Source organism: Pseudoalteromonas citrea, from assembly GCF_000238375.3.
GTDB lineage: Bacteria > Pseudomonadota > Gammaproteobacteria > Enterobacterales > Alteromonadaceae > Pseudoalteromonas > Pseudoalteromonas citrea.
In genome coordinates this window covers 263,922-277,632 of sequence record NZ_AHBZ03000027.1, presented here as the reverse complement: position 1 = coordinate 277,632, position 13,711 = coordinate 263,922, and the positions used below count along the sequence as shown (strand labels likewise).

Genomic DNA, 13,711 nt, shown 5'->3' with positions numbered 1-13,711 from the left:
AAACCGACTTGAAAGTATTAAGATCGTTAACAACCAAGAAAAACCTAAAAAGTAAAGTGTTAAATAAAAAAACACAGCCCTCCAAGGGAGGTTGTGAGATCTAAAAAACTACAATTAAAAACAAAAATAAAACAAACCATATCAAAGGGTTTAATTACATTGAAAATCACTCAAGTTTGTAATTCAAGGATTTTACAATTCTAAGTTATTATTACTATTGCTAATTCAATAGATTTGAATGCATCCCCGCCCTCAAGATCAGAAAGAGACTATTAAAAAAACAGAAAACTGAGAAGCAAAAAAAAAAAAAAATAAAATTATTAATTTACAACCTTTCAATTTCCTGAATAAAAAAATCAAAACCAACACAAAAAAAAGAAAAGTAGAAATGAGAAAAAACAAAAAACGCTAAAAAAAACGCTAAAAAAAACAAAATAAGCCTTTTATACATGGAGCTACAAAAAAAACAAAAAAAACCAAACACAAAAATTAAAAAATGCAATTTATAAAAAAACAAAACCCAAAAATCAAATGTAAACAAAAACAAAATAATACAAAAATAAGCCTTTAAAAAACCATATTGCAAAACCAAAACCGCATAGTTAACATCTACTCGTTGGCTTTTATATTTAAACCCTCTATTCGAGCCAACAAGGAAATCAGGAATGTCAGTGTTTTATTAAATAATAAACAATGCATGACATTTGCATTTTAAATTTATAAATGGAAATTTATCGTGAAAAATAAAAGCTATATTTTACCCCTTTTATTATCTTCTGTAGTTGCTTCTATATCAGCACATGCTGCAGATCAATATGAAAGCTGTAATGCCATTCTTGCTGGTGGTGTTTTTGATAACTACGAACAAACCTTAAATTTTGAGTCAAAAATTGCGCTTAAAAAGTGGGTTTGTAGCTCAGAGTACAGCAAGGGCGACGCTGGTGGTAACCTGTCTTTAGATGTTATCGGTATTTTCAGCTTTGGCGGCGGCGGTGGTAACGTTAAAGAATGGAAAAAAGAGCATTGCTCTCAAGATGACCGTTCATATGAAGATAGTAAAGCGTCACATGTGCTAATTCAAAAAGCAAGCGACACTATCGTAAACGCTTGGTCACAGTGTATGCAAAACAAGAACAACAATACACTATCTTGTTATGCTAAAGAAACTCACGACTCATTACTAATGAAGATCGATGTTAAATATGGTAGCGGCAATGTTGTGAACACTGACATTGTTGGTACCAACATGACCGCTGTAAACCGCGTACCTGACGAGTTATGGCCAGGTGAAGCAAACATCAGATATACAATCAACAATAAGAGTCAAGAAGCCTACTTTGACTTAAATGGTAATACTGATTACAAAAATGTTTCTTGTTCATACACGGTACCAAAAAAAGCAACCATTGACGCTGGCGCATGTGAAGTATTCAGACAGCAATCGTTATCACAAGGTAAAATCTCAGCTTATGACTACAACTACCTACGTGATTATGATCTAGTGCCTTTGTTCAGCAGTAATCATGGTGGCTTAATTGGTAACTATTCTTGTTCACTATTCACTAACTAAAAAGGACTTTTATTATGAAACTTAAAATATTAGCCGCTTCGGCAGCACTAGTTTTGGTATCAGATTTTGCTTTTGCACTAGATCCTGTTCGTATTGAGCAGCGCTGTGAAGATGATTCAATTAGCACAGGCGCAGGTGTTGGTCGTAATGACTGGGCTCTTCAATGTAAGCACATTTCTGCGCGTACATATGACTACAACATAAATGATGACTGGGGAAACCGTCGGTCTCGTGTATATTACCCAAGCTTTTATAAACCAGGTAATTTTGACGCTTGGTTCCGTGCTCCAACGGCTAAAGGTAGTGCATGTGGCCTAAATGGATACACCTCGATGATCACATGTCTTTCTTCATGTTATACGCCAGATCAAAAGCTACTATTTGCTGAAGGTGAATTGGCTATTTATGATGCATTTTCTCGTAGTGTTAGCCGCATCGTAACATTGGATGATGATGCAAACCTAGACAATATCTCTTACACAGTTCGCAATATCGACGCGTATAGTGAATCTATAACAGACGTTGTACATCGTATCCTAGAGCTCAAGACAAAAAATGGTGGTTCATTAAAAGTTACACTAAACCACCCACTCATATTGTCAACGGGTCACATGAAAAATGCAGAAGATATTCAAATTGGCGATTCACTAATTGCTGAAAATGGCGAATTCGATGAAATCACATCAATCGAAGAAGTCGAATTCTTTGGCAAGGTTTACAATGTTCGCCCTGATTCAGATGGTGAAGAGGGTGTTATCTTAAACGGCCAAATCGTTGTTGCACAAGGCTTCCTTTCTGGTTCAATGTACTATCAAAATACCGGTGCTAATCATGTTAACAGATTATTGTTACGCGATAGTTTACCAGGTGATTTGATCTAATTGAATTAAAGCAGGCTTCGGCCTGCTTATAAAGGGAGGTTAAATTGAAATCACTTTTTAAGGTGTTAGCAGTTACAGCTGTCGCATTGATAGTTTTTTTGGTCATGGATAATAACCCTGACGAAGATCATCTTGTGACAGCCAATACGTCAAGTTCTACAGTTCTGCATAAGACAGAGTTGTCAATAACGTCTGAGGAGCCTTCTTCCACGCCTAGTGAAGGTATGAATGAAATCGCCGGTAACGTTACAAACTCTCAAATTGACACCACAATTCGTGAAAATAGAGTAGAAGAAAATAAACTTGAATGGAGAAAAGTAACTCCAGAGTTTAAAGAGTTTATGGAGTTATCCAACAAGCCACTGATGAGTATCGCTGACAAAGATAGACTCGCCCAACTAATGTATGAAACAAAATTAGTTGATGCAAGTCGTAAGATTTTACTTAAAGATGTTAATGAGAAAGAGCTAGATCTTGTTCAAGAAAGGCAACGCTTAGACTCAATTGAGTATCTTACGACTCTACTTGTCGGTAAATACAACTCCCCTCTGTTAGATAGTGCAAAGCAACTCGCTCTGGATGCGCTTTATCATGACAATGTAAAACCTGAACAAAACCTTGATTTACGACGTTCACTTGTCGGTGACAAAGTAGAACTGGGTATGGTGTTAGCTGTTTACCACGCAGATGCATGGGAGTCGTACAAAACGAATGCTCCTTACAGTGAGAAACATGCAAAACTGGTTGAATATATAGATCAACTTGCGCTAGTCAAAGCTGACCAACTTAGCAGCAATGCGCTCAAACTTGCACAAAGACTTAAAAAGATTAAGGAAGGATAATGAAAATCAAGATATTTACTTTAATTTCGTTACTCGCACTTTGCTTTAATGCAGATGCAAATATTTCAAGAAAAGACAAGCGTTGCCAACTTGATGACAAACTTACAGCGTCACAAGCAAAAGAGCGAAACGATTGGGCTCGTCAATGTGGGCACATCAGTCGTGGTACATATAATGATTATATGTACAACGCTGACGGTACATATAAAACAACACCAAATTATAATAGCTATCACAAACCATATGACTTCTACAGCTGGTTTAAAGCGCCTACCTATGCAGGTGCAAGCTGTGATTTAGGCGAAAATAACCAGTACACTGAAACACTTACTTGTACTGTACTGAAGGACTCATCTCTACCTAGAGATCAGTTACAGCGTTGTGAAGATTTTAGAATGCAATCATTTATAGCAAATAAGATTTCTGCATATGACTACGAGTATCTAAAAGCAACTAACCAAGTCCCATTATTTTCGACTCGAACAAATCAAATGGTTGGTTATTACAGCTGTGCTGAATATAACTAATATCTTTTATGGTGCAATTTTAATTGCACCTTTTAAAATGGATTTGCAATAATGATCATAACAAGAAAACATGCTGTACTTGCAGTATCAATTTTAGTGGCAAGTAACCTGAGTTATGCAGCAACATTGGAAGAGAGTACACGCATCTGTAATAGCGATGTATTGTATCACGATCATGCTATTGGCAGAAACGCATGGGAAGTATATTGTGGACATATGTCGATGAGGACATACAAGTATTATAAGTACGCCGACGACTCTGGCTCGATTCGCCTTAAAGCTTACTATAATGCTTATTACTATGTTGATGATCCTAATAAAAAATTCATGGCTCCGGTTTCTTCACGAACAGCCCAGTTCAACTGCTCAGTACCCACAAATGTAGAAAGCGTAGTTTGCTCTTCTTTAATACTTAACTTCCCAGGACCTATTATTGACCCAGGCCCAGACCCTGAAAAAGACTTCTGAACACAACAACATTACTGAATATAAAGTCAGGTGCATATAGATAAAGAAGTTGAAACAACAAAAAAGTTAAACATCAAAAACAAACCATAGAAGTTTTTGTAGCTTTCATTTTTATCATATTAAATGGAGTGCAATACTACCCGTTTTTAACATTTATTGAAGTAGCATGTGGATATAAACACAGTTTATAAAGTAGTAAAAACCTAAGACTGAACTCTGCGAGTAACATCGAGTTTATAACCCTCGCTAACACACAAAATACAAGGAATGAATTATGATAAAAATAAGCCGCCTCACTTTGTTGACAGCATCACTGCTTGTTATCAGCAATACAGCATATTCACTACCAGATCCAACCACAATAAAAAAACGATGTGATATTCAAGACCCACTCACGAGTTTTGAAGCATTTGGTAGAAGTGACTGGGCTTTACGATGTAATTATTTGAGCCGTAGAACGCATGATTATTATGTGCATGACGACTATGGCAATCGACGCATCCGTCCTAAGTACCCATCTTTCGCCAATCGTTCAAACTTTTCTGATTGGATGGCAGCTCCAAGAACAAAAATGGCCAGTTGCGAAGCCTTTGGTTATTTACCTGTAATCACGTGTATTGTTAATAGCAATACGCCTTTAGAAACTAACTTACTATTCGCTCCCGGTGAGTTGTCTGTTTATGATGCTTACACACAGCAAGTACAGCAATTAATTGTTATTGACGAACACTCGACTTTAGATAGCCTCCACTATAAAGAAGAAAGCGTTACAATTAACGCCGTAAAAGCCGATGTACAACAATTAGAAATTGTGACGATTCACACTCAACGTGGTAAAACACTTACAGTCACTCAAGATCACCCACTGCTTATTGCTCAGGGCATATTAAAAAACGCTCGAAATTTAAGCAAAAAAGACACTTTAATAGATCAAGATGGCGAGCTTGATAAAATCATTTCCGTAAAAACATCGATGATTACTGCACAGTTGTACAACACCCAAATCAACACCCGCGACCCTAAAAAGGAAAGTGTTAACCAACTTGTTGTCACTCAAGGGTTTCTATCTGGATATTTGGCTGACAACGGGGAACAAGAAATAATACACCGCTTAACACTGCGCGACAATTTGCCCTTTTCACTGACCTATTAATAACTTCAGAGCACAGTGTCGCCGTGCGACACTGTGCTTATTATTTACGGGTAGCCTACGCTCAATGAATTAGCATGCGTATTCAGTTACTTAAAATGAACATGGATAGGGCCCAACTAATTTACCATCATTAAAGAGCTAAAAAGTGACAACCTGCTCCGTTTTTCAAATACTCACAATCTCTTTGTGATAATTTTCCCTTTGAAAATGATTGTACCCTCAAAAGCGACTCTAAAGCACCAGCCTCACAAATCAGTATTGTTGGCATATTGTCATTATTGTATTGGTATTATAATTATTCTCAAATTGGGCTGTATTGTTGGTATCGTCAAGCTTATGAAGTAGCTCTATTTCACCGAGTTCTAAAACGTTAGGTTAGGTACACTATCAATCATAGTTAAATTAATCGCAATCATATCCGTAACGAGGAATTTTTCACTACCAACTTTTATATCAATATCAAGCTTAATGGAGTACATTTTATAACCTTGCAAAGCATAGTGCGCCTGAACACTGCTGTTGTATACACTGTGCCTATGTTGTTTAGGTATTCTAACCTGCTGTTTGTAACAATGCATGGGGCGATTTGCTGTTTATAAAATCACGATCATCATTACGCTGTGTGATTTTCGATTTAAAGTTTTTTGCTGGGTTGTAACTATGCAAAACGCTGCGAATAAAGCCGATAACAGCAGGACTAAGGTGGCGATAACCAACAAAAATTGGGATGGTTTTTAAATTATACCTTTAAACTAATTATCCTGAATTGCGTCACTCAGCTGCTCATATAATTGATGAGCAGCTGAGTGTGTAACACACATGGCCAAGTCACAAAATAGGGCCATGTGCTTTTATTCATTTTTGTTAATCTTGACGCCCTCTAAGCTGTCATTTACAAACCCTAAGTCCCAGAAAACTCCCATCACGATAATGATATTCAGGGACCATGTTGTCTAATTTAAAGTTAGTATACTGTCTTTGTGATATTTTACCTCGCTCAAGCGCATGTAACCTGTGCACTTCACATAATTCATCCCCAAAAGAGTACGAATGCGATATCGTATAACTGCATGAAACATTCTCATTATCTAATGTACCACTGAGTTCAAAATATGTGTCACTAGTGGTATCATCTATTTCAAAGAGAATGGCTTCTCCGCCAGCTTCTAACGCATCAGGAATAGTGTCTAATGCAATTAAATTGGAGGAAAGAATATCAACATTGATTAAACTGCTGCTTCCTTGCTTCAAACCATAATTCAGATATAGCTTACCAAATTCTATGTGGTCTGGCTTTCGTGTATAACATGAGAGCATTTGTTTTTGAGCAATACAATTTGACCAATTGGCCACCGCCTCATCATCTGCATGCTGAAGTAACAAATGTGAAGACTTAGACTTATTACCAATAAACCCTTTGTCTTCTTCAGAACAGTGCGCTATTTTCCAGCGCTCTATATCTTGCACATCACCTTCACTCGAAAGTACCTCGATAACCTGATTAGCTAAGTTTTGATTATCGATATTGGGTTCGCTACAAAACCACTTTTTAAGCGTGATAAGGGAGCTAAAGCTGAGTGTTCCGTTATAAATATTCAGGACATTAGGTGCCAACTGTGCATTACAACTGTCATAATGATTTGATGCCTGCACTGCATTCTTTACTTTAATACTGACTATATCCTTTGCTTCGCCTCCTTGGTTATCACTCACAAGTAGCTCAAATTCAAGTGTTGTGTCAGCATCCAATACCGGTGCTGTAAAAGAAGCGTTAGCTTGATTTTTATCTCGAATTGTCACGCCATAACCGGACTTTTGTGACCATTGATAGCTTGCAATCGTACCATCAGGATCAGTCGCTGAACTGGTCATGTACACTTCAGCACCCGACTCTATTTCAGTAACCGTCGTTATAACGACATTAGGCAATTGATTTTCTACTTGAGCACGTTTTACTTTTACGTTAAAGGTATCCTTTGCTGTCGCGCCTTTATCATCAGTAACAAGCAACTCAAATTCAAGTGTTGTTTCGGCATCTAGCACTGGGGCGGTAAAAGAAGCGTTTGCTTGGTTCTTATCTCGAATTGTCACCGCATAACCGGATTTTTGTGACCATTGATAACTTGCTACCGTACCATCAGAGTCAGTGGCTGAGCTAGTCATGTACACTTCAGCACCAGACTCTATTTCAGTAACCCCCGATATGACAACATTAGGCTGCCTATTCTCTATTTTATTTACTGAGGTATCTTTACTACTGCCGCCACCACAAGCCGATAGCAGCGCTACTAGAGTGACGGTAATAAACGAAAACTGGAATGGCTTTTTTAAATTATACATTTTGAACTAATTATCCTTAATTGCTTCACTCAGCTGTTCACTCAGCTGTTCACTCAGTTGATGAACAATATTAATTCCGCGCTTGAGTGTTTAATAAATATGGCCGTATCACAAAATCAAGCCATATGCTTTTATTCACCTTGGTTAATCTTGATGCCCTCTAAGCTATCATTCACAGAGCCTATACGATCCAAAGCTCCCGTCACGATGATTAAAATCAGGGATCATGTTCCTATATTTAAGTTCAGTGTAATCACGCTGCGATATTTTACCTTGTTCAAGCGCGCTTAGCCTTTGTAGCTCGCACAACTCAGCACCAAACGGATAAGCATTCTTCACCGTATAAGAGCAAGAAACATTCTCATTATCCAATGTACCACTGAGTTCAAAATGTGCGTCATTACTCGCATCATCTTTTTTGAAAAGAATGGCTTTTCCGGCTGATGCTAATGTATCCGGAATCGTACCTATTGCGATTAAATTGGTTGTAACAATATCAACATTGATTAAACGGCTACTTCCATGTTTTAACCCATAGTTCAAATTTAACCCATAAGAATTTGGGGACTCTTGTTCAAGTGTGTAACATGAAAGCATTTGCTCTTGAGTAATACAGTTTGACCAACCTGCTATTGCATCATCATCTGCTACCTCTAGTAATAAGTTTGCCGACATACTGTCGCCGAATCCTTTGTCATGTTCAGTACAATGCGTCGTTTTCCACAATTCAATATCTTGCTCATTGCTTTCGGCTGAAAGTACGCTTATAACTTGCTTCGTCAAATTACTATTATTAATCTCAGACGCACTACAAAACCATTTTTTTAGCGCTGATAATGAAGAGAAATTGAGTGTGTCATTATAAATATTCAGGACATTAGGTGCCAACTGTGCATTACAACTGTCATAATGATTTGATGCCTGCACTGCACTCTTTACTTTAATACTGACTATATCCTTTGCTTCGCCTCCTTGGTTATCACTCACAAGTAGCTCAAATTCAAGTGTTGTGTCAGCATCCAATACCGGTGCTGTAAAAGAAGCGTTAGCTTGATTTTTATCTCGAATTGTCACGCCATAACCGGATTTTTGTGACCATTGATAGCTTGCAATCGTACCATCAGGATCAGTCGCTGAACTGGTCATGTACACTTCAGAACCCGACTCTATTTCAGTAACCGTCGTTATAACGACATTAGGCAATTGATTTTCTACTTCAGCACGTTTTACTTTTACGTTTAAGGTATCCTTTGCTGTCGCGCCTTTATCGTCAGTAACAAGCAACTCAAATTCAAGTGTTGTGTCGGCATCTAGCACTGGGGCGGTAAAAGAAGCATTTGCTTGATTCTTATCTCGAATTGTCACCGCATAACCGGATTTTTGTGACCATTGATAACTTGCTACCGTACCATCAGAGTCAGTAGCTGAGCTAGTCATGTACACTTCAGCACCAGACTCTATTTCAGTAACCCCCGATATGACAACATTAGGCTGCCTATTCTCTATTTTTTTTACTGAGGTATCTGTACTACTGCTGCCACCACAAGCCGATAGCAGCGCTACTAAAGTGACGGTAATAAACGAAAACTGGAATGGCTTTTTTAAATTATACATTTTGAACTAATTATCCTTAATTGCTTCACTCAGCTACTCACATAATAGATGAACAACATTAATACCGTGCTTGAGTGTTTAATAATTGTAGCCACATCACAAAATAGGGCCAAATAGGCAAACAGAACCCAAGCTGACATATTCCTTATCACTAATATTTAAACATAAAGTCAGTCAATTCACTATTTTATTTCTCCTGTTTAAAGGGCGGTAATATAAAATCACCTCCTCAACAAAAATAAAATTATAACATAAAATTTACATAGCCATAAGTGAAAAACTGCCAACATTTATCAATATTTCCTATTTAAAGAACCTGAAAAGGCTTCACCATTTAACACATTGACCATCAACAGTTCAATGTCACGCTATCGCAGCTTTTCACATTAACTGCCCAGTACAATTGGAGCTAATTTAGCGTTTATTCACATAATTGATTTTGAAGGTCACGGCCACCATACTTTTCAATATTTTGTTACTTTGAAATAGCGCTATCACAGCTAGGTATTAACCTTTTCACGTTGAACTCAAGCATAAACATAACGCTATGTGTGCTCACGTGGCAAAGGGACATAAGGACTATTTTGATTTTAACCACGATAGGGGTAAAAAGTTTAATGAATTGACTAAAAATAGGCGCACTTTTAGATCTAAATTTATCTCAATGAGGGCAATGTTAGATTCTTAAAATAACTGATTAGCCGACGCTTGTAACATTATGAATTGGGGAAAAACTCAAGTACCAAAGCCGGTTACAATTACTTGTATAAATATTAACTCACTTAACCAATAGAGTCATAAAACTGCTGGATTATCTATCGCCAAAACTCTACGCTATATTTGAATATTAAAGTAGGGAACTTAACACTTTTAAGCTCCAAACAGTCATATTGTAATTTATTGACTTTTTTGGCTTAAACTCAGTTAGTCGCCTACTCTAGTACTTAAACTTTGCTGATTTGACATTCCTAAACTAGATAGTAACTACACACTAACCCCCTCAGATTGCAGAGTCGTTACTTTTGCTTGTCTTCTTTGCCAAAATGGGGCTTGTTGCCAACGACCTTCTTGCTGATAAAACTGCTGTCTGAGCGTTAGGTAGTGGTCAAATTGGTTATTTAAATCTATTTGAAATTGATTAATAAGTTGTTCTTGATTACTATCAGCATCTGTTAAATTAGCAGCAATCAAATTGGCAGCATGAGAGCCCGAAGATAAAGCAAAGCCAATACCCATAGATGAAATTGGATCAAAAGCACATGCAGCGTCACCAATGGCTAAAAAGTTAGGTAAGCTTTCAAATGCATTGCTCTGGCTGTAAGCCTGTCGTACCCATGGGTGTGGCGTGGTTACTTTTGTCTCTTTTACTAACTTTTTTATATGCTTGGTTTGAGCCAAGAGCGTATTAAAATGAGTTTGCTGATTCAATCTGAGATTGGAAATGATATCTGCATCGGAGAAAAAGCAAATACTATATTGATTGTTTGGCAATAGAGCGCCATACCACCAGCCATGCTCGGTACTTTCAATCAAATACTCCTGCTTTTTTTGTTCGTTACTGGTACATTCAAAGAACCGCCCAACAGCCATTAAATCATCCACTTTCTTGCCCGTAAGCCCGAGTTGACGGCTGATATTAGCGTTACGTCCACTCGCATCAACAATAAAACGAGCGCGTAGGGTAAACGCTCCGTGCACTGGATGAGATAGTTTCAACTGCCAACGGCCATCTTCCCATTGATTGATTTGCTGGCAATGAGTTCGAGGCATTACCCTGCCACCGCGCTCGGCGATGTTTTCCAGCAAATGTAAATCAAACTGCTCCCTGTTTAATTGAAAGGTAGATTGTTGTGCAGTAAACACTGAATTGCGCATCCCAGGTAAATCCGATCCCCAATAAGAAGTACTATCAAAGGTAGGAATGAAACAGTCAGGACCAAAGTTTTCTGGTTTAATTTTTAAATAATCGATAAAGTCAAAAATACTTTCAGTGACATGCTCACCAATACGCTCTCGATTGAGATCAGATTGTTCAATCAGGGTAATATCCAAATTAGTATGATTGAGCAGGCTCAAAGCGGCGCAGGCCCCGGCTGGGCCTGCGCCAAATATGGCCACATCAGTATCAATTATTGATGAAACCATCGTTTACTATCTCCTAACTCGGCGGCCAGAACGCGGTGCTTGCGAATGGTTATACGCTACTTGGATAGGTTTAAAGGCTCTAGCCTCTAGCGCCTCGACCATTAATTTAGCGCGTTTTCCCCGAGCTTTAACCGTTGGGCAACACTTTGACTCAATATAAAAGACAGGAATACTAGTGCCATCATCTTCTGGGTTACCAGTAATTTGGCCCGTAGATATTTCCTTATACGAAAACAAAGCGTGATTGCGTTCCGTTTCAGTGAAATAAGGGTAATCGGGATCTTGAGCATTTTTATCTCGAATAAACGCTAAAGCTGACCAATGTTCCACCATTTGAACAAAGCTGTTGATCCCCCTTTGATAATTGACCTGCTCTCCTGCAGGTAAATGGGATTCTGCTTGCCCAATCTCCGTTGTTTCACCTGTCAGCACATCCCAAGGACTTTGAGGTGGCCACCAGTACGAATAATAAGTCGGTGGTAAAGGTTGATCACTGATTTTATTTTTTGCTGGATTAGTGAAGTTTATATTTTGAATCGTACACTGAAAAAAATCAGCTTGCCACGGACACGCCATACGTTTGGTTAAATCACCCGGCTCACACCCACCCCCTTCACATTCATCACGAGAAGGTGATAAACCCGTTTTGCTGTAACCATTTTTACCTTTTTGGTCACTGATTATATAAGGTGATGTATAAACCTTCGGGTTTTGAAGACTCCAAGTAACCTCAATACCTGGACACATTGGCAACCCAACACAGTTACCAACACTTCCCTGATCAAGCGGATCAACTGGGTGAGGTTTAGCGTTTTCCGTTGCTTCAAAACAGCCTCTAGCCCATTGACCTAGCAAAAATTGCTGGGTTTGACTCAGCGCATCAAACTTTTCAATAGTTTGATTACTCACCGAGTTACTGCCAGAATTCAACGGCATCATTGGGAAGTCATTTTTAAATAATACCTGCTGAGGTTGATTAGGCGACAGGTTAGACTTATCGTCAGGCTCTCTGAAATAAGAAAAATAGTTTTCACGATTAGCCCGGTTTTCTTCACTATTATCTGTATAATCAAATGAATCGGCACTAAATGCGGCCATAGACTGAACGTTAGCAACCCATTGATAACGGCTAAAGCGCTTTACGATAGGTAAAATATCTCGCTGGTAGTTAGCAATATAAGTATCGTTATAAACCCCATGAAGACACATATCAGGTATTAGATCAAAATCTCTTACTGCCACATCAAACATACTATCACTCAGGTTTGAAATATTGACAATTTCCGGAGCAAAGTCCGGCGAGCCAACCACAACCCAAGCTTGTAATGAAATTGGTTCGCTACCATCTTCAAATTCAACCGTACAATAAACCGGCCCATCGGCAATGTCATCATGCCAAGTATCGGAACCACCATAACTCACCAAAGGTTTATCACCACCAGCATGGCCATAGCCACCAAGCACAATCAAGCGACCCTCATTGTCCGTTTTTAGATCTCCTAGTGTTAATACAGCAGTACCATATTCGACATCAGAGTTAGGGTAAGATACGGGGTAATCAGCAGGTACTGGCGCTGTACCTTGATCGAAACCTACTGAGCAACTTGCGCCGCTGATCTCGCGCGGACCCGGATCAACAATCAGTTTTTGCCGCGCTTCAATGCATGTTTTATCTGCATTTCGTAATGGTGTTTCACGATTAACGTAGCTATTGTTTTTGCCATATAATAAGTTACCTTCAAGCTCACTATATTGATACCAAGCAGCTTTTTTATTGGCCAGATGTACATTCCAATTGATAGCTTTAACATTGGGCGTGTTAAGTGTTAATTCAGTGCCATCTTCCTGGTACAGCTTAAAAACTTGACCCTGGCGTTTAATTTGACCTTTTTCATCTTTAAATTCGACGATAGGCCCAAGCTTATTACCGTTAGCATCTGCTTCATAAGGAAGTTGGCCAATCTTCTCAGGTGAAAGACAAAAAGACTCAGGGCTATTGCCTAAGCGAGATACCCCAACTGAGGGATGTATTGTAAGTTCCATAAAATTAATGCCTTATTTGTGGTTGCAGTCAGATTCATATTTTTGTCATGCACATAACAACCAAAGTGAAAAAAATTAACTTCTATTTAGCAATAAATCTAACACTGTGAATTTTTAAATAACATTAC

Annotated in this window: 10 protein-coding genes; 6 read left to right on the top strand and 4 right to left on the bottom strand. The window is 38.4% G+C overall.

Features of this window, described 5'->3' with window-relative positions; genetic code table 11:
• Positions 1 to 736: 736 nt before the first annotated feature.
• The 6 genes from PCIT_RS19385 to PCIT_RS19360 all read left to right on the top strand — a co-directional run bounded on the left by PCIT_RS19385 (position 737) and on the right by PCIT_RS19360 (position 5,441).
• Positions 737 to 1,570 carry a hypothetical protein gene (locus tag PCIT_RS19385; RefSeq protein ID WP_010362093.1) on the top strand — a complete coding sequence of 278 codons (834 nt, stop codon included), beginning with the start codon at positions 737 to 739 and terminating at the stop codon, positions 1,568 to 1,570.
• A 14-nt stretch (positions 1,571 to 1,584) separates the two neighbouring features.
• The gene (locus PCIT_RS19380; protein WP_010362092.1) at positions 1,585 to 2,451 is read left to right on the top strand and encodes a Hint domain-containing protein; all 867 of its coding nucleotides are present in this window, start codon (positions 1,585 to 1,587) and stop codon (positions 2,449 to 2,451) included.
• A gap of 44 nt (positions 2,452 to 2,495) precedes the next feature.
• Positions 2,496 to 3,293 (top strand): hypothetical protein, encoded by a 798-nt coding sequence (locus tag PCIT_RS19375; RefSeq protein ID WP_010362091.1) that lies wholly within the window; start codon positions 2,496 to 2,498, stop codon positions 3,291 to 3,293.
• A complete protein-coding gene (locus PCIT_RS19370; RefSeq protein ID WP_010362090.1) occupies positions 3,293 to 3,820 on the top strand; it encodes a hypothetical protein in 528 nt (175 codons plus the stop codon). Before PCIT_RS19375 ends, PCIT_RS19370 begins: the two co-directional genes overlap by 1 nt.
• A 51-nt stretch (positions 3,821 to 3,871) precedes the next feature.
• A complete protein-coding gene (locus PCIT_RS19365) occupies positions 3,872 to 4,288 on the top strand; it encodes a hypothetical protein (protein WP_010362089.1) in 417 nt (138 codons plus the stop codon).
• 274 nt (positions 4,289 to 4,562) lie between these two features.
• Complete coding sequence (locus PCIT_RS19360) at positions 4,563 to 5,441, top strand: hypothetical protein (RefSeq protein ID WP_010362088.1); 879 nt, start codon at positions 4,563 to 4,565, stop codon at positions 5,439 to 5,441.
• A gap of 888 nt (positions 5,442 to 6,329) precedes the next feature.
• Here the strand turns inward: PCIT_RS19360 and PCIT_RS19355 are convergent.
• The 4 genes from PCIT_RS19355 to lodA all read right to left on the bottom strand — a co-directional run bounded on the left by PCIT_RS19355 (position 6,330) and on the right by lodA (position 13,583).
• Positions 6,330 to 7,781, bottom strand: coding sequence for a PKD domain-containing protein (locus PCIT_RS19355; RefSeq protein WP_192992828.1), 1,452 nt, complete (start codon positions 7,779 to 7,781; stop codon positions 6,330 to 6,332).
• 168 nt (positions 7,782 to 7,949) lie between these two features.
• The gene (locus PCIT_RS19350) at positions 7,950 to 9,395 is read right to left on the bottom strand and encodes a PKD domain-containing protein (RefSeq protein ID WP_010362085.1); all 1,446 of its coding nucleotides are present in this window, start codon (positions 9,393 to 9,395) and stop codon (positions 7,950 to 7,952) included.
• A gap of 984 nt (positions 9,396 to 10,379) precedes the next feature.
• The gene (gene lodB / locus PCIT_RS19345; RefSeq protein WP_010362084.1) at positions 10,380 to 11,540 is read right to left on the bottom strand and encodes a lysine-epsilon-oxidase maturase LodB; all 1,161 of its coding nucleotides are present in this window, start codon (positions 11,538 to 11,540) and stop codon (positions 10,380 to 10,382) included.
• Between the two features lie 6 nt (positions 11,541 to 11,546).
• Positions 11,547 to 13,583, bottom strand: coding sequence for a CTQ-dependent lysine 6-oxidase LodA (gene lodA / locus PCIT_RS19340; protein WP_010362083.1), 2,037 nt, complete (start codon positions 13,581 to 13,583; stop codon positions 11,547 to 11,549).
• Positions 13,584 to 13,711: the final 128 nt, after the last annotated feature.